At 60.3% G+C, this 15930-nt stretch carries 16 protein-coding genes; all 16 read right to left on the minus strand.

Translation table 11 applies throughout. The annotated features are described in order from the left end of the window. Nucleotides 1–80: 80 nt before the first annotated feature. Nucleotides 81–2153 carry a 6-hydroxymethylpterin diphosphokinase MptE-like protein gene (locus tag B5V00_RS01035; RefSeq protein WP_085008612.1) on the minus strand — a complete coding sequence of 691 codons (2073 nt, stop codon included), beginning with the start codon at nt 2151–2153 and terminating at the stop codon, nt 81–83. A 4-nt stretch (nt 2154–2157) separates the two neighbouring features. Continuing rightward, on the minus strand, nt 2158–3606 hold the full coding sequence (locus B5V00_RS01040) for a B12-binding domain-containing radical SAM protein (RefSeq protein ID WP_085008614.1): 1449 nt from the start codon (nt 3604–3606) through the stop codon (nt 2158–2160). Next, nucleotides 3603–4649 carry a radical SAM/SPASM domain-containing protein gene (locus tag B5V00_RS01045; protein WP_085008617.1) on the minus strand — a complete coding sequence of 349 codons (1047 nt, stop codon included), beginning with the start codon at nt 4647–4649 and terminating at the stop codon, nt 3603–3605. The genes B5V00_RS01040 and B5V00_RS01045 overlap by 4 nt, the downstream gene beginning before the upstream one ends. Then, nucleotides 4646–5659 (minus strand): radical SAM/SPASM domain-containing protein, encoded by a 1014-nt coding sequence (locus tag B5V00_RS01050; RefSeq protein WP_085008619.1) that lies wholly within the window; start codon nt 5657–5659, stop codon nt 4646–4648. Before B5V00_RS01050 ends, B5V00_RS01045 begins: the two co-directional genes overlap by 4 nt. Before the next feature lie 39 nt (nt 5660–5698). After that, nucleotides 5699–6328, minus strand: coding sequence for a PIG-L deacetylase family protein (locus B5V00_RS01055; RefSeq protein ID WP_085008621.1), 630 nt, complete (start codon nt 6326–6328; stop codon nt 5699–5701). After that, nucleotides 6325–7044, minus strand: coding sequence for a WbqC family protein (locus B5V00_RS01060; protein ID WP_085008623.1), 720 nt, complete (start codon nt 7042–7044; stop codon nt 6325–6327). Before B5V00_RS01060 ends, B5V00_RS01055 begins: the two co-directional genes overlap by 4 nt. Then, on the minus strand, nt 7034–7996 hold the full coding sequence (locus B5V00_RS01065) for a hypothetical protein (protein ID WP_085008625.1): 963 nt from the start codon (nt 7994–7996) through the stop codon (nt 7034–7036). The genes B5V00_RS01060 and B5V00_RS01065 overlap by 11 nt, the downstream gene beginning before the upstream one ends. Then, entirely contained in the window at nt 7996–8769 is a 774-nt protein-coding gene (locus B5V00_RS01070) for a glycosyltransferase family protein (protein ID WP_245803888.1), read from the minus strand. The genes B5V00_RS01065 and B5V00_RS01070 overlap by 1 nt, the downstream gene beginning before the upstream one ends. Beyond that, nucleotides 8753–9646 (minus strand): NAD-dependent epimerase/dehydratase family protein, encoded by an 894-nt coding sequence (locus B5V00_RS01075; RefSeq protein ID WP_085008627.1) that lies wholly within the window; start codon nt 9644–9646, stop codon nt 8753–8755. The genes B5V00_RS01070 and B5V00_RS01075 overlap by 17 nt, the downstream gene beginning before the upstream one ends. Continuing rightward, the gene (locus B5V00_RS01080; RefSeq protein ID WP_085008629.1) at nt 9634–10353 is read right to left on the minus strand and encodes a nucleotidyltransferase family protein; all 720 of its coding nucleotides are present in this window, start codon (nt 10351–10353) and stop codon (nt 9634–9636) included. Before B5V00_RS01080 ends, B5V00_RS01075 begins: the two co-directional genes overlap by 13 nt. Next, nucleotides 10346–11332 (minus strand): NAD-dependent 4,6-dehydratase LegB, encoded by a 987-nt coding sequence (locus B5V00_RS01085; protein WP_085008631.1) that lies wholly within the window; start codon nt 11330–11332, stop codon nt 10346–10348. The genes B5V00_RS01080 and B5V00_RS01085 overlap by 8 nt, the downstream gene beginning before the upstream one ends. 9 nt (nt 11333–11341) lie before the next feature. Beyond that, the gene (locus tag B5V00_RS01090) at nt 11342–12385 is read right to left on the minus strand and encodes an N-acetylneuraminate synthase family protein (protein ID WP_085008633.1); all 1044 of its coding nucleotides are present in this window, start codon (nt 12383–12385) and stop codon (nt 11342–11344) included. Nucleotides 12386–12688: 303 nt separating this feature from the next. Continuing rightward, nucleotides 12689–13117: a flagellar assembly protein FliW gene (locus B5V00_RS01095; protein ID WP_085008637.1), complete on the minus strand. Its 429-nt coding sequence runs from the start codon at nt 13115–13117 to the stop codon at nt 12689–12691. Continuing rightward, the gene (csrA, locus tag B5V00_RS01100) at nt 13114–13362 is read right to left on the minus strand and encodes a carbon storage regulator CsrA (RefSeq protein WP_085008639.1); all 249 of its coding nucleotides are present in this window, start codon (nt 13360–13362) and stop codon (nt 13114–13116) included. The genes B5V00_RS01095 and csrA overlap by 4 nt, the downstream gene beginning before the upstream one ends. 245 nt (nt 13363–13607) lie before the next feature. Beyond that, nucleotides 13608–14546, minus strand: coding sequence for a flagellar hook-associated protein FlgL (gene flgL, locus B5V00_RS01105; protein ID WP_085008641.1), 939 nt, complete (start codon nt 14544–14546; stop codon nt 13608–13610). 3 nt (nt 14547–14549) lie between these two features. Beyond that, nucleotides 14550–15929 (minus strand): flagellar hook-associated protein FlgK, encoded by a 1380-nt coding sequence (gene flgK / locus B5V00_RS01110; RefSeq protein WP_085008643.1) that lies wholly within the window; start codon nt 15927–15929, stop codon nt 14550–14552. Nucleotide 15930 lies beyond the last annotated feature (1 nt).

Raw genomic sequence — 15930 nt, forward strand, 5'->3', positions numbered from 1 at the left:
CTTTGTACCTCCTGGGCCTGGTATTCCCCGCGTTCAGAAAGACATATCGGCCGCCCGGGGCTGGAGGTTTAGGTGAATTTTTATTCGAGCCGAGGCCGGGAAGAGGTTTGTCGAGGGGTGTTTGAAGCGGTCGCAGCCTCGGTCGGTGGATGTTCCGGCTGTCGCTGATCGTCCCACTCCATGGCGGCTTTCAGCAGTAGTGCGCGTCCCTTGCGGTAAAGACTTGCTGTTTCCGCCGGAGTGCGGGTGGCGACCATGAAACGAAACCAGGTGGTGAGCAGGTCCTTGATGATCCGCAGGTAGGGCAGGGGGCGAAGATCCGGTATCGTTCCGCTCTGGCATGTCTGGAAGAGGTCGTGTTGGGCACGGTTGAGGGTCGAGGCCAGGTTTTTCCAACTGATGGTCTGCTGGTCGAACAGGCGGTGCAGCCCGATGGCCAGGAGGTCTGCCGTCTGGTCGGTCCCCGCGGTAAAGGGTTGCCAGTGTGTCCCTCTGTGGGGTGGTTCAAAGGCGGCCCTGAGAGCGGCGAGGGCCGCGTCCTTGCCCGGCCAGGGATCGAGTTCAAGTTCATTCGAGCGGACTGCGTCCGCGCCGGCGATACGGGCACCGTCCGAGAGGTTGAGGATGCGTGTCCCTGCTTCGAGTCGACGCAGGGTCTTTTCGGCCAGCAGCCGGGCGTCATTGAAGTAGGGGCGGGTCAGCAGCGGTTGCCGTGAGGGGAAGTTGGCGGCAACCGGAAGCTGCCGGTTGCCGGTTATTTCGACGCCCTGATGCGCCTGTTCATCGAAATGTCCCCCCTTGACGTGAATCCGTTCGCTGTCGCGAAAACCGAAATCCATGCCCAGCAGCAGCAGGGTATGCGGATGACAGGCACAGGCGAAGGCGAGGGCCAGGTTACCGGTTGTCTGCAGTCCGAAAGGAAGTTGATAGTTGAAGGCAACTGGTTGCGGCAGACCGTCGACGGCGACCAGCAGGGGCAGATCGAACTGTCGCAGAATAGCCGGGTCCTTGTGGTTGCTCACCAGCAGCGGAATGCGGCGGTCAAGGTCGAGCCGCCGCAGGGTCGCGTCATCCCATTCCGGATCGAGACTGACCTGGAAATCGGGCCTGATGCCGTTTTTCAGCAAGACCCGGACCGCGGTATGGGCAGCGATGATGATCATCCGCTGCTGCTGCTTTTTGAGCCATGCCAGGTCGCCGGCCAGTGAGGGACCGGCGCCGACCACGGCAATCCTGGTTTCCGGTCCCGGTTGTGGTTCCGAGGTCAGCATCGGCAACCCTGCCGCCAGGTTCTTTTTCGCGTGAGCGAGGGCGCGCAGTTCGCGGTCGGCCGGCACCCAGGCATCGGTCAGGGCCAGCCAGGCCAGCCGCAGCCGTTCGACAATCCCGTCGATTTCGGGGAGCCGGTAGCCGGGCAACACCCGCAGCCAGACGGTGCTGGTGATCCAGCTGCGGGTGAGGGTTGCCTGCAGGAAGGTATCCGGGACCGGGTCGCCGATGTGCAGTTGCAGATTGCCGCAGCGTTGTTCGAGCCGGGCGTAGTCGAGAAAATGGCAGGAGACCAGGAACTTGAACCTGTCCGGTTCGATCAGCGTGACATCGGCGACAGAAGTCCGACTGAGATAATGGTCGATGTGCAGGCCGTGGAAGATACCGACGAAGACCACCGCCGGGGAAAAACGGCGGCCGTTTTCGATCTGAGGAAGCTGGAACCGCCCTTCGGCCAGGCGCTCTTCAAATTGGGGAAAGGCTGCCAGCAGCGATGCGCTGAACGCCATCAGCTGTCGGCCGTGGTTTTCATCCTGCGGAAAATGACGCAGCCGGGGGTCGAGAAAATCGATCCATCCGGGGTGGTGCCAGTCGCCCAGCTGTTCGGCAAAGCTGTCGAGACCGCTCTGCGGATGACAGAGCAGGTTGCTGGCGGTGTCGATCAGATCAAGAAAATGGTCATTGATGCTGACCTGGTAAGGGTTCTGCACGCCGCTTTCAAGCAGGCTCGCGAGGGCCGGATCGCGGCGTTTGAAAAAGGTCAGGTTGGCCTGGAAGGTTCGCGTCAGCAGGTCCGCCCGCTGCTGCGGCGTGCGTTTGCGCAGACGTTCCAGCATGGTGCCGGTGGATTTGGTGCGACGGTGTTTCGGTCTGTTCCGCGCCATCGTCTCAGATCCTCTGCAGCCGCTGGCGGGGCGTGTAGTCCCGCGCGCCGCGGAAATGGTCGTTGCGGCCGTTGTAGAGGTCTTCGAACTCCCGGATCAGTCGTTGCGCCTCTACCATGTCACCCCCGGTGTGCCGGTAATGATCGAGGATCAGGTCGCGGTTCGCCTCCAGCAGCAGCTGGTAGAACCGGTCCAGGGGAAGGTCCGTGAAGTTGACCAGGTAGCGATCCGAGTTGCTGAAGCGGTCGAAGAAATCGTCCGGGCCGGTCAGCAGGCCCTGCTCAATGGCGTACTGGTAGAGCGCGCTGCCGGGATAGGGGGTCGGTGGGCGGATGGTTCTGACCTGCTGGTAGTTGTTGTAGCGCTTGATGAATTCGACGTTGGTGCGCAGGCTTTCCTCGGTATCGCCGACGTTTCCCCACAGCAGGTTGAGAGAGAGCCCGATGCCGCCGACTTCGTTGACCGCTTCCACGGCCCTGATGTTCTTCTCAAGGGTGGTGTTCTTGCGCATCAGCCGCAGGACGTTGTCGTTGGTCGATTCGATGCCGAAGGTAATGAACCGGCAGCCGCAGCGTTTCAGAATGCCGGCCACCTCACGGTCGATGATATCGACCCGGGCGGCACAGGAGAACCGGATCTGCATGCCGCGCTGATCCAGTTTGCGTTCAAATTCGAGCAGTCTTTTCTTGTTGAGGATGAACATTTCGTCCAGGAAGAGGAAATATTCGATCCGGTAGCGTTCGATCAGCAGCTGCAGTTCATCCAGCACGTTGTCAACGCTTCGCACCCGGTAGCCGCTTTCGAGACGGTGGCAGAAACTGCAGGCGTTGACACAGCCGCGGGAGGAAATCAGCGCCAGGCTGCGGTCGACATTCTCCGGCTGCCCGGCGAAGTGGACGCTGCCGATATAGTCCTGCATCGGGAACAGCTCCCAGGCCGGCAGCGGCAGGCTGTCGAGGTTGCGGATGGCGGGACGTGGCCGGTTGTGGTGAACTTCACTGCCGCGGCGCCAGGCGATTCCCCTGATGTCGCCGATGGCCGGGGTTCCCGAGATTCTGCCGTGCAGGAGTTCAACGATCGTCTGCTCGGCATCGCCGATGGCGACCACGTCGGCGCCGGTTCTTTGCAGCATGTAGGCGGGCAGGGCCGATGGTCCATGGCCGCCGAGTACCAGCCAGGCCTCCTTCTTGTGCCGGGTGACGACCCGGCACAGCTCTTCAACGGTTTCCTTGAAACGAGCGGCCAGGAAGCCGATGCCGATCAGGTCGAAGGTGTTGTCGTCGAGATACGCGGCCAGCTCCTCGTTCGACTGGTGGTAGAGATCCTGGCAGTAGACCTGGACATCCGCCCCGGCATCGCGCAGGACGGCGGCCAGGTAGGCCACCCCGAGGGGGAAGTAATTGAAATCCTGGTAGTTGTCATGAATGATGAACAGGACGCGTCCGTTTCTCATGTTGTTTCCTTTTCCGGAAGGGCGGTTTCTTGGTTCTCGTGGCCGTCGAAGGTGCCGTTCAGGCAGGAACTGCAGACCGGGTGATCATGCCAGCAGCGGCTCCGCATCATCCGCCGCAGATTCATCGCCTGCGGACCGGTCCAGATCTTCGCCAGGCCGGTGTCGTCCCAGCGGCCGAGAACGATCTCCGCCCCCTGTGGCGAGCAGCAGGGCAGGACGTTGCCGTCGACCGTGACCACCAGTCGTTCAAAGGGTTGGGAACAGGTCACGTTGGCACTCTTTGCCTGCTGATCCGGGTGCAGCGTCATCGATTCATCATCATTGCTGTGCGGAACGTAACTTTGAATCGAAACGTAATCTGCGCGTTGTTGCCAGTCGTTGATGAAGGCATCAACTTCATGTTCGTTTTCACGGATCTTGACCAGGGTGCAGCGCAGTACCGGCAACACTGCCTGTAGTTCGTCGCGGATGGCGACAAAAGCCTCCAGGTTGTTCAGCAGCCGCCGGTAGTCGCCGCCGGTGCGGATGCGGCGGTAGGTTTCCTCACTGGCGGCGTCAATGCTGACCGACAACCGCGTCAGTCCGGCGGCGATCAGCGCCCGCGACTTCTCCGGGGTCAGCAGGATGCCGTTGGTGTTGAGGCGGATATCGATGAACCCGGCTTCTCTGGCCAGGGCGACCCGTTCAACCAGCAGCGGGTCGAGCAGAGGTTCATTGTTGAGGTTGAGGGAAAGAGACGGACAGCCGAGTCGGCCCGCTTCCCGGATCAGCCGACGGTAATCGTCAAGGGACATCATCGCCGGCTGCGGGCTCGGCGTCCGGCTGCGGAAGCACATGGCACAGCTGAGATTGCAGGTGTTGACCGTCTCGACCACCAGGAACAGGGGGTAGGGGAAGAATCGCAATTCCTTTTCCGCCTGACGCCATTCTTTTCGGTAGCGGCGGAAGGCTTCACCCTGCAACTGTCCCAGGTAGGCGTCGATGTCGCCGCGGCGGCTGTAATCGGTGACCTTTTCAGTTTCAGTGGTGGTTGTCACGGTCATGGCTCCTCCGGCATCATCGGCGTACTGCAGCGTGAACAGAGATCGATCTCCCTGATGCGTCCCTGTTGCTGCAGTTCGCGGTAGGCCTGCATCTGCGCACCCTGCCAGGCCTCTTCGATGGGGGTGTCAATGATCGTGCCGAGGGTCACCTCGTCGAGGTCGTCGAGGTGGCAGAACTTGATGCGGCCGTCATGGGCGATGCCGAGCCGCTGCCAGGGTTTTTCACAGACGAAATCTTCCTGGTAGCGGACCGGATGAACGTAGCGATCCCGGTCGTCCCACTGGTAGTAGTTGATGTATTCAAGAAAGCCGAGGCCGTCGATCCGCTCGCGCCAGAAGTCGATCATCTGCTGCCGTTCATGGTGGTTCTCCTTCATTTGCACCATGTTGATGCGGATGAAGGGCGTCAGGGAACGCAATTCCTTTTTCAGGTCAATGGCGCGGTTGATATTGGCGACCACTGCGTCGAAGCGGGCATTCTTGCGCAGCTGTTCGTAGTGCTCCGGGATCGGCGAATCAAAGGAGATGATCAGCTTGGTCAGACCGCCTTCGATCAGCGATCGGGCCATGGCCTCGTCGAGGTGGACGGCGCTGGTATGCAGCATGATGTCGAGAATGCCGAGATCCGCGGCCAGCTTCACCATCCGCGGCAGGTCGGGGTGCAGCAGCGGCTCCCCGCCGGCGTTGAGATTGATCGCCAGCAGGCCCTTTTCGGCGCCCTCGCGCAGGGCCTTTTCATAGACTTCGAACGGCATCCGGTAGGTTCCCGGATAGCGGCCCTGCCTGACCAGTTGGGTGCGCGGGCAGAAGGGGCAGGCAAGGGTGCAGGCGTTGGTCAGGTCGAAATCGAGATGCATCGGGAAGCGGGTCAGGGTTTTATGGCGGGTGTTTTCCTGCCAGGCCCGGCGATAGCGGAGAAAATCGTCGCCCATGTCCGCTTCCCAGGTGGTGTTGAAGTTGAGAAAGGAGCAGAGGGTGTTGACATCCCGCTCGCGCTTGCTTGCTGTCATTTCGGTCTCCTGTTCAGCCCATGCGAATGAAATGAAGGATCAGGGTTCGAGCCACTTCACCACTTCAAAAACTTCGGCGTAAGGCACGCCGATCCGCTGGCCGGCGTTTTCCGCCTCGTTCTTGAAAAACCGCAGCCACTTGTAGCCGGTGCGTTCCAGCTCCGAGGTGTGGGCTTTGACGGCCGCCTCCTTGGTGCTCCAGAAGTCAGTGATGTCGATATAAAAATTACCTTTGAAATCAGTGGTTGAGTGGTACCAGTTACTGCGATACATGAGCATGCGCGGAACGTGGCGACAGCTGTGCAGAGAGGCCCTGGCCAGGGCCTGGTGGTCATGGTGGATGTCACTGTCCCAGTGGGTGTAGACGCGGTGAATATGTTTTTCTTCGACGATCCGGAGAATCTGGACATTGAGGGCTTCGGTGAACTCGACCGCGAAGGTTTCGCAGTCACCGCAGAAAAGTTCGACCCCGAGGATCTCCATCGCCCGCTGGCCCTCGTTGAGAGCGGTTTCGTTGGAGCGGATCATTTCCTTATTGTAGCCGGTGAAGCCGGAGGTCGAGGCGACGAAGGCGTAGACCTTGTCCCCCTGGGCGATGTGTCTGGCCAGGGCGCCGCCGCAGCCGAGTTCGATATCGTCGAAATGGGCACCGATGGCGAGGATGTTCATGACCGCACTCCTTCCATGGTGGATCGCAGGATGGCGCGGGATTGTTCGATCCCGCAATTGAAGAACAGGTCGATGCTGCTCAGGCCGGGGATGAAGTCACCATGCAGCTGCGGATAGACCGGGTGGCGGAAACTCTGCCAGCAGACCTTGATCCCGGCCTTCCGAAAGGGCTCCGGATCGAAATAGGCGCGGGCGCCGTTCCCCGACAGGTAACGGTCGGCGGCGGTTTTTTTCAGCAGATCAACCAGCATGGCATTGCTGCTCCCGGCGGGGTTCAGTTCGCCGGCAAAGCGCAGCGGGATGTCGATGGCGAACAGGCGCAGCAGCATTTTGATCGAGCGCAGGTTGAAATCGAGCAGGGTTGTCGCCGGAGACCGGTAGAGATGTTCCAGTTCCGGATAGATCTGGTCGAAAAACGGGGCACGCCGGTAATGGTGCTTGAGCAGCGAGAGATTACGTCCCCGCCAGTCGGTGTTGTCGGCCAGCAGCACCTGGTTGATCGGGGTTTTCTGTGCCGTTTTCCTGACACTGACGGTAAGCCAGCGTTCGCCCTGCGGAGTCTTGATCTTGTCGCGGTTGTGCCAGCTCCTGCTGTTGTTGAGAAACTGGGCGTTGTCGAGCACCAGGTAGAGGTCGGCGGACAGCAGACGCTGGAAGAAGCCGAGCCAGGGCAGGAAGTCGGGCTGGTGGATGACGACCGTTTTTTCAGAGCACATGACGGATTTCCCGGACGATATTCATCGCGCCGCGGTCAGGATTTTGACGCAGGCCGCGGCGGCTCATGGTTTCCAGGGTCTGTTGTGCAATGTCGAGGCCAAGCCGCAGCTGACGGACACTGAGCTGCTCATGGTGGGCGAGAAACAGGGAACTGCCGCGCTGCTGCAGGTACTCCCCGACCTCCACCTCGAAGTCCTCGTTGGCGACCACCAGGCAGGGCAGACCGGCGGCATTGGCCTCGAAGGGCGTGACCCCGCCGCCGGTGATGGCGAGATCGAAGCCGGCGAAGGTCGCCGCCAGGGAGTCGACCTGCTCCAGGATCGGCCAGGGCCGGTCCGCCAGCCTCTGCAGTTCGTTCCGATGGGCAAAGGCGGGGCCGGTGTGGATCGTCGCCGGCTGGTCAAGCTCCCTGAGCAGCCTCAGGACCTTGAGGGTGACGCCGTAGGTGTCGCTGCCGCCGAGGGAGACGATCAGCTGCTGCAGCTGTTTGCGCGGCCGCCGTTGGTCGTGGATCTCCGGTGTCAGAATCAGGAACTCCGGGCCGGTGAAAATTTTCCGTCCCCGCAGCCGGGTTCGGTCGTTGAAGACCAGCGGCGCAAAATGCAGGTCGGCATGAGCGGCGCCGGGACCGCGGTCGTCGAAGGTGACCAGGGGAATGCCGGCTGCGGCGATGCGCAGGCCATGGGCCTCGGAGGTGTCATGACGGTCATCGATCCAGGCCCGTGCCCCGAGCCTGTCGATCCAGTCACGTTCCCAGGGGGACGGATCGTCAAGGTCGATGACCGAATGCCTGATGCCCCGTTCGGTCAGCAGCCGCAGGGAAGGGGGATGATGGTTGATCAGCAGATGGCAGGGGAGATTCTCGACTTCCAGATGGCGGCACAGGGTCATTGCCCGGAACAGATGGCCGAGCCCCTTGCGGTGGGACGCTTCGACGCACAGGATCAGCATCACGGCAGGTCGGACGGTGTTGTTTCGGCCGCCCGTTCGGCAAAGAGTTCACTGAGATTGATCGCCTCGGGCGTGGTGACGCTGTCGGCCGGGCGGTTGGCGGCGATGAAGCAGGCGCGACGATAATCTTCAGGGGTGTCGACGGTCAGTCGGATGTCGGGCCGATGCTTGGCGGGGGCAACACGCAGGTGGACGGTCCTGAAGTCCCGGGGGCGCTCCTGGATGAATTCGTTGACATGTTCGCGGTGATGCGGCAGATGGCCGTGGTTGAAGCTTTCCTCCAGAGCCCGGTAACTGAAGATCTCGGCGCCGACCCCAACCGGCAGGCTGGCGAAGGAATGGCTGTAATCGGCTTGAGAGTCAAGATGTCGCCGTATCAGGCGGTCGAGTTCGGCGACATCGACGAAGGGGTTGTCGGCGGTCAGTCGCACGATCTGGCTGAACCGGTATCCGGTTGCGCAGCGATAATAACGATCGAGGACATCCTCTTCGCTGCCGCGAAAACAACGGACGCCGGTTTGCAGGCAGAAGTTGACAACCGGATCATCGCGTTGCAGTTCACTGGTGGCGACGATGATCTCGGCCGGACTCTGCAGTCTCTCCAGGCGGCGGAGGATGACGCCGAGCAGGGGACTGTCGCCGACCGGTTTCAAGACCTTGCCGGGCAGCCGGGTTGAACCCATGCGGGCCTGGATGATGACTCCAAGCCGTTCATTGTCGCTGACCGGCGGTGCCGCGACCGGCGACGAACGATGTTCAGCTGCCGGCAGCACGGGGCTCTCCTTGTCTGGCCCCTCTCGGGGTGTGCAGTTCTTCAATCATGTTCTTCAACCCCTGCTCAAGAGAGGTTTTCGGTCGCCAGCCGATCATCCCGGTTGCCCGGCTGATGTCGGCGACGACATCGTCCAGCTCGTTTTTCCGGCGGACATTTTCTGTTGTCACCTCCTTGTCGGTGCCGAGCAACGACTGGACCAGGGTGACGGTTTCCGCCACGCTGACCGATGTGCCGGAACCGATGTTCAGGGTTGTCAGTCCGGGAGCCGGGGCCAAGGTCAGCAGCAGCGCGTCGATCAGGTCGTCGACGAAGACAAAATCCCGACGCGGTTGCAGATCCCTGAGAGTGATCCGTTCTTCATGCAGGGCCTGGTGAATGATCCATGGAATCAGGAAGCGTTTGTCCTGGCCCGGTCCGTAGACGTTGAAAGGGCGCAGGATGGTGATCGGAACATCGAACTCGCGCGCGTAAAATCCGCACAGCTGCTCGGCCAGGGCTTTGGACTGGGCATAGGGATTGTCGGGGTGCAGGGGATGATCTTCAGCGACCGGCAGCTTTTCCGGGGGGCCGTAGAGATAGGCGCTGACAAAGGTCAGGCCGGTGCCGGTGGCGCGGCAGAATTCGAGAACGTTCTGGGTGCCGGTGAGGTTGGTATGAAAGAAGGCTCCCGGCTCGCGCCAGCTGTCGGGAACGAAAACCCGTGCCGCCAGGTGAATGACGTGGCGGATCCCGCAGGCGGTAAAGGGACGGAAATTGTCCGGTCGGGTGACCCCGCCCCTTTCGGAGTTGATCTCTCGGTACGCCAGCGTCTGCTGTCGCAGTCGTGCGGTCAGGGCGCGACCGATGAAGCCGCGGCTGCCGGTCAGGAGTAGCATGGCAGGAAACGGGCCTTCAGCTGATCGAATTCCTCGATCGCCTGGATGTAATCGTCAGCCCGGCCGATGTCGAGCCAGTAACCGTCGAAGCGCTTGATGCGGGGCAGTTTGCGGGCCTTGATCATGTCGTACATCAGGTGGTCGAAACCGTAGGGCTTCGCGTCAGGGATGAAGTCGAGAGCCCTGCGGTTGAGCATGTAGATGCCCATGCTGACATCGTAGTTGATCACCGGCTTTTCCCTGAATCCGCACAGGCAGTCCTGTTCATCGACTTCCAGCACCCCGTATTCGCTGCATTGGGTGCGGTTGAAGGCGGAGATGGTGAACAGATGCTTGTGACTGACGTGGTACTTGTAGAAGAGGCCGAAATTGAGGTCGGTGAGGATGTCGCCGTTCATCACCAGGAAGTTTTCCGGCAGGTCGTCAATCAGCTTCAGCGGGGCCATGGTGCTCAACGGGATGTTCTCCAGGGAGTAGTCGATCCTGATACCCCACTTGTCCCCTTCACCGAAATAGGCCTTGATGATTTCCGCCTGGTGGTTGACCGCCAGGGTGATGTGTTTGAAGCCGAAATGGGACAACTGGCGAATGATCACTTCGAGGATCGGGTAGTCGCCGACCGGCATCAGCGGTTTCGGCAGCACCACGGTGTAGGGACGCAGACGGGTTCCCTGGCCGCCGGCGAGGATGACAGCTCGTTTACACATTGTAGATACCCCCTTTGTAGCGGGCGAGATTCCGTTCATCGGTGAACCAGGCGATGGTTCTCTCCAACCCCTTTTTCAGGCTGGTTTCGGGGACAAAACCGGTCAGCTCCCTGAGTTTGCTGTTGTCGCATCTGAGACGGAAGACCTCGGACTTCTCAGGACGCAGCCGTTGTTCATCACTGACGATGGTGATGCTGCTGCCCATCATGTCCCTGATCAGACGCGCCAGTTCGCCGATCGAAATTTCATCGTTGGAGCCGATGTTGACCGTTTCACCGAGGGTGGCTTCACTGGCGGCCAGGGCCCGCAGGCCGCGGCAGGTATCGTCCACGAAGGTGAAATCTCGGGTCGGTGTGAGGTCGCCGAGACGCAGTTCCGGCTGTCCTTCGGCAATCTGACTGATGATGCCGGGGATGACGGCGCGGGCGGATTGCCGCGGGCCATAGGTATTGAACGGTCTGGCGATGGTCAGGGGCAGGTCGAAGGCGCGGTGATAGCTCTCGGCGATGGCGTCGGCGCCGATTTTGCTGGCGCTGTAGGGGGATTGCGGCTGCAGCGGATGGTTCTCGTCGATCGGCACGTAGCGGGCGGTGCCGTAGACCTCGCTGGTCGAGGTCTGGATCATCCGCCGGCAGCCGTTTTCGAGGGCCGCCTGGCAGATATTGAGGGTGCCGTTGACGTTGGTTTCGATGTAGCTGGCCGGCGCTTGGTAGGAGTAGGGGATGGCGATCAGGGCGGCGAGGTGAAAGACGGTATCAATGCCGGCGGTGATTTTCTTGCAGAAAAACGGGTCACGGATGTCACCACAGACAACTTCGACCTGGTCGAGGATGTCGGTTGATTCCAGCCAGCCCCAATGATTGAAGGAGTTGTACAGGGAAAGGGCCCGGACCCGGGCTCCCTGGCGAACCAGCTGTTCTGTCAGGTGTGAGCCGATGAAGCCGTCAGCGCCAGTTACCAGGACCTGTTTCCCTTTCATGGATGATCGTCACTCCCTGCTGATATGCTCCGGCCGCAAAGGCTGCTCGGCCTTGAGATGGGTTGCCGCCCGGCAACCGATGACCTCGTCCCACATCCGGGGCGGCAGTCCGTCGCCGGGGCGGCGGATATCGAGGTTGGCGGCGGTCAGCAGCGATCCGGCCGCGATATCCTCCATGACGATGATGCTGACCCGGTTGGTCCGCATGTTGCGCAATTCGTCGGGAGTCGGTTTTTTGACTCCGTTCCCCCTTGCTGCAGCGATATAATGCGAGGACTGTACCAATCGAGAAAATTCCTTTTCATCCGAAGAGATAGGCCGATCCGGACCCTCCAGGTTGCCTTCCACCCAGAAATGCCGTTCAATCATGTCGGCGCCGAGGGCGATGGCCGCCCGAGCGATGTCGATGCCGATGGTATGATCGGAGAAACCGGTCGGCAAGCCGAACTTTTCCTTCATGGCCACCATCGCCAGCAGGTTCTGTTCGGCGGGGTTGCCCGGGTAGTTGGAGACGCAGTGGAACAGCAGCACCGGGCTGCTGCCGGCCTGCTGAATCGCGTTGACGGAGGTTTCAACCTCGGCCATGGTACACATGCCGGTCGACAGGAAGATCGGTTTGCCGGTCGTTGCCAGTTCCCGCAGCAGGGGGATATGGGTCGCCAGGTCGGAGCCGATTTTGTAGGCCGGGCTGTCGAAGCGGGAGATCAGGTCCAGGTCTTTGAGGTGACTGGGTGCCGAGAAGACCGTGATGTTGCGGCGTCGACAATAGTCGACCAGGAAGAGCTGCAGAGTTTCCGGAGTTGCGGTTTCGGCAAAGACTTCGTACTGCAGCCGGGTGCCGACCGCCTCCATGTCGAAGCGGTTGGAGCGGGTGGTGATGGTTTCGGGGTCGAGGGTCTGGAACTTGATCGCCCTGGCGCCCGCTCTGACGGCGGCATCGACGATCCTGACAGCTTCTTCCTCGTTGCCGAAATTGCCGGCGATTTCCGCCATGAAGTAGCAGGGATGGCCGTTTCCGATTGGAATGCCATCGACCGATACGCATTCAGACATGGTTCACTCCCGTTGTCATAAAAAAGCCGGGCAGCCGAATCCGAGGATCGGAAGCCCGGCCTTTTACCTGAATCAGTGAGTGCCTTGTCGGCGGATAGCACAAGTCATTGATCTGCCTGAGCTTCCCAAAAATCACCAGTGAACCTGTGGGTGCGCTTCAGATTTTTGAAAATCTCATTCAGACCAAGCACTTGCACTCTCCATCCAACAGGGACTCACGGATTCAGGTTTTGTTCAGCAGGGGATGCGGCGCAGGGCCGGTATCACGTCGTGTTCCATCCCGGGTGACGGGCGCGCGCCGGCTCAGGACGCGATCTGCGGCAACGGCGTGCGGGTGTTGTAGGGGGCCCCTTCGAGGATGACCTGAATGGCCCGGTTGGTCTCCGGCGAGAAGATGATCGGAGCCGCCAGGTTGAGAGTCACCGATTTGTCATCGTGGATCGTCACCACCGCCAGGGCATAGCATTCATCCGCGCCGGACACCTTGAGTTTGCCCTGCTCGGTCTTGTCCGGGACCACGTTGTAGTCGAGAAAGAAGTTGTTCGGATCGGTGAGCAGAAAGGCGATATCGGCATCGTCAACGCTCTGAATCCAGAACAGGGGGCTTTCCTGTCGGTTCGGCATGACGATGAAGTCGTGCAGGTCCTCAAAGCCGATCAGCCCGTCCGGAAAGTGGATGGTGTTTTCCGAACTGTATTCAATATCGCCGAAGCGGGTTCCATTGATCTTCATGGCCGGGGCTGCTTTCTGGTGGTGTCGAGTTTCCTGGTTAATTCCTGCAGATCCGTCGGCTGCCATTGGGTCGCCTTCCTGTTTTCGGTTTTGATGCGTTCATAGACTTCGAGACGATGGATTTTTTTGCTGCGCGGCGCGTCGATGCCGATCCGGATGCTGCCGCCGCGAACATCGACCACGGTGATTTTGACGTCATCACCGATGATGATTCCTTCGCCGCATTTTCTTGTCAGTACGAGCATTGCTGCCCTCCATGGCTTATCGGTCGAAGGTGACCGAAAGGTTAATAAAACCTGAATCAGTGAGCCCCTTGTCAGCGGACAGCACAAGTCATTGTCCTGCCTGAGCTTTCCAAAAATCACCAGCGAACCTACGGGTGCTCTTCAGATTTTTGAAAATCCCATTCAGGCCAAGCACTTGCACTCTCCATCCGACAGGAACTCACGGATTCAGGTTAAAGTCAGGCCGTCTGTGGCCGAACAGTTTATCAGACATAATTGAGAATTGACAATTGCGAAAGGCGCCCGGTGACCGAAAGGGCCGCCTGCAGAGCCGTTTCCTGCTGGGTCATGTTGGTGATGGTTTCGACCAGGTCGGCATCTTCGTAGCGGGACAGGATGGTCTGCATCTGAATATTGGTCTGCTCCATCCGGTCCTTGGCGGTCTCCAGCCGCCTTCCGGCGTTTCCCATCAGGCTCTGGTTGCTGCGAATCTGTTCCAGGCCTGTTTCGATATTGTCGAGCTGGCCGCTGACGGCGGCCGGGTCATTGTTGCGCAGCGCCTGTTCGACGGACGCCATGACCGCGAAGATATCGACCGCGCCGGGGTCGGTAACACCGTCGAAATCGGCATCGCCCATCAGCAGCTCGTTGCCGGTCAGGTTGATCTTGGCCTTCTCCGAAGGTCCGATTTCCAGGTTGAATTCACCGCTGTCGCCGTTGTAGAGCACCGGCCGCGGGTCGAGTACCGGGTCGTAGGCCGGATTGTCGACAAAGGGCTTGGTGTGAACCTGGAACCCGGAAAAAAGATATTTGCCGTCAAGCTGGGCATTGGCGCTGTCGTACATCTCCTGGCGCAGCTGTTTGACCTCTTCGGCGTAGGTGAGCCGGTTCTGGGAATCGAGACTGTCATTGATGGAGGCGATGGAAATTTCCTTAAGCCGCACCAGCACGTCGTTCATGTGCGACAGGTGCCCGTCCATGCTGTTGATCTGGTCGAGGCCGGAATCCATGGTGCGGATGAAACGGTCCGAGCTCTTGATCTGGGTCCGCGCGTTCAGCATCGGACGGATGGCTGACGGATCGTCCGAGGGTTTGTTAATCTTCTTGCCGGTGGCGCTCTGGACACGAAGGTCTTCAAGGGTGCGGTTGATCCGGTTGAGATGAGCAAGGAGCGTATGATAGGTGGTGCCCATGGTTGCTTTCATGGCTTACCTCTTGATCATCAGGATGCTGTCCATCATTTCGTCGACGGTACCGAGGAATTTGGCGGAAGCTTCGAAACCCTTCTGGTACTGGATCAGGGAAATCATTTCCTCTTCCAGGGAAACGCCGACGGTTGAATCCCTGACGTTGTTCAACTGGGTCAGGGTATCTTCCAGCCCGGACAGGGAGAGTTCGTTCTGACTCGCTTCCATGCCGACCGTGGCGGCCATTTTTCCGTACCAGGCGGTATAACTGTCCTGGCCGTTGACCATCGGTGTCGCTTTCAGCCCGGCAATCTGCAGGGCGTTGGTGTTGTCTCCCGGCGCCATGGTCGCTCCGGCGGCGACGAAATCGTTGTTGCTGAAGGCCATGGACAGGGAGGTCGCGGCTCCGGCAACGGCTGCCGGCTGGTTGAAGAAATCACGACCACTGATGCCGTCGAGACCACTTCCGGCCCGATGCTGGGTGTTGATCGCCGTGGCGAAATCATAGGCCAGCTGGTCCAACCGGCCCTGCAGGTCGGGAACCAGCTGATCACGGATATCGAGCAGCCCGCGAAATTCTCCACCCATTCCTTCGCGCGGCAGGTCGATGATGGTGCTGCCCAGTTTCAACTGCAGCTTGAGGGTGCTGCCGGTCGGTACTCCTTCGATCTGCAGCGCCTCGGTGCCTTCGACCAGCGGCAGACCGCCGGGCAATTGCAGCATGACCATGTGGCGGCTGTCTTCCAGGGCCTGAACGCCCAGCGAGTTGGCCAGTTCCTTGACCAGCTGGTCACGTCGGTCGCGATCCGAGTTGGCGTTGTTGCCGGAAAGCTCGACGGTGGCGATACGGTTGTTGAGTTCGGCCACCTGGTTCAATTTCAGGTTGACCCCGTCGATTTTCGAGACCAGGGCGTTGTCGATGTTGGTCGATACGCTCTGCAGGTCATTGTAGGTGTTGAGGAAGGCGTCGGCGACCAGTCCGCCATGCTGCATCACCAGATCGCGTTCGACACGGCCGTCAGGGTTGGTCGAGAGTTCCTGCCAGGCATCGAAGAACCGGTCGATTTCGGCGGCGACGCCGGTGTCGTCGACCGGCAGGGTGCGTTCGACACTTGCCAGCGGGCTCGCCTTGGAACTTTCCATGCCGAGATCAGCGGTTTTGGTCTGGATCTGTTTGGTCAGAAACGCGTCGCCGGCGCGTTCGATGGAACTGACCCGCACCCCCTGGCCGATAAAGAAATCACCCATGGAAAGGGTGGGGAAGGGCGTCAGGGTCGGCGTCTGGCGGGAATATCCGGGCGTGTTGACGTTGGCAATATTGTTGCCGACGACCTCCATCGCCTTCTGCTGGGTGGTGATCGAGGTCTTGGATGCGTTCAGTGCCGCAAGCAGACCGCCCATA

It is taken from the genome of Geothermobacter hydrogeniphilus (assembly GCF_002093115.1).
GTDB lineage: Bacteria > Desulfobacterota > Desulfuromonadia > Desulfuromonadales > Geothermobacteraceae > Geothermobacter_A > Geothermobacter_A hydrogeniphilus.

Coding starts and splice junctions, on each gene's coding strand:
- B5V00_RS01035 (WP_085008612.1), bottom strand. CDS start 2,153: ATGGCGCGGAACAGACCGAAACACCGTCGCACCAAATCCACCGGCACC.
- B5V00_RS01040 (WP_085008614.1), bottom strand. CDS start 3,606: ATGAGAAACGGACGCGTCCTGTTCATCATTCATGACAACTACCAGGAT.
- B5V00_RS01045 (WP_085008617.1), bottom strand. CDS start 4,649: ATGACCGTGACAACCACCACTGAAACTGAAAAGGTCACCGATTACAGC.
- B5V00_RS01050 (WP_085008619.1), bottom strand. CDS start 5,659: ATGACAGCAAGCAAGCGCGAGCGGGATGTCAACACCCTCTGCTCCTTT.
- B5V00_RS01055 (WP_085008621.1), bottom strand. CDS start 6,328: ATGAACATCCTCGCCATCGGTGCCCATTTCGACGATATCGAACTCGGC.
- B5V00_RS01060 (WP_085008623.1), bottom strand. CDS start 7,044: ATGTGCTCTGAAAAAACGGTCGTCATCCACCAGCCCGACTTCCTGCCC.
- B5V00_RS01065 (WP_085008625.1), bottom strand. CDS start 7,996: ATGCTGATCCTGTGCGTCGAAGCGTCCCACCGCAAGGGGCTCGGCCAT.
- B5V00_RS01075 (WP_085008627.1), bottom strand. CDS start 9,646: ATGCTACTCCTGACCGGCAGCCGCGGCTTCATCGGTCGCGCCCTGACC.
- B5V00_RS01080 (WP_085008629.1), bottom strand. CDS start 10,353: ATGTGTAAACGAGCTGTCATCCTCGCCGGCGGCCAGGGAACCCGTCTG.
- B5V00_RS01085 (WP_085008631.1), bottom strand. CDS start 11,332: ATGAAAGGGAAACAGGTCCTGGTAACTGGCGCTGACGGCTTCATCGGC.
- B5V00_RS01090 (WP_085008633.1), bottom strand. CDS start 12,385: ATGTCTGAATGCGTATCGGTCGATGGCATTCCAATCGGAAACGGCCAT.
- B5V00_RS01095 (WP_085008637.1), bottom strand. CDS start 13,117: ATGAAGATCAATGGAACCCGCTTCGGCGATATTGAATACAGTTCGGAA.
- csrA (WP_085008639.1), bottom strand. CDS start 13,362: ATGCTCGTACTGACAAGAAAATGCGGCGAAGGAATCATCATCGGTGAT.
- flgL (WP_085008641.1), bottom strand. CDS start 14,546: ATGAAAGCAACCATGGGCACCACCTATCATACGCTCCTTGCTCATCTC.
- flgK (WP_085008643.1), bottom strand. CDS start 15,929: ATGGGCGGTCTGCTTGCGGCACTGAACGCATCCAAGACCTCGATCACC.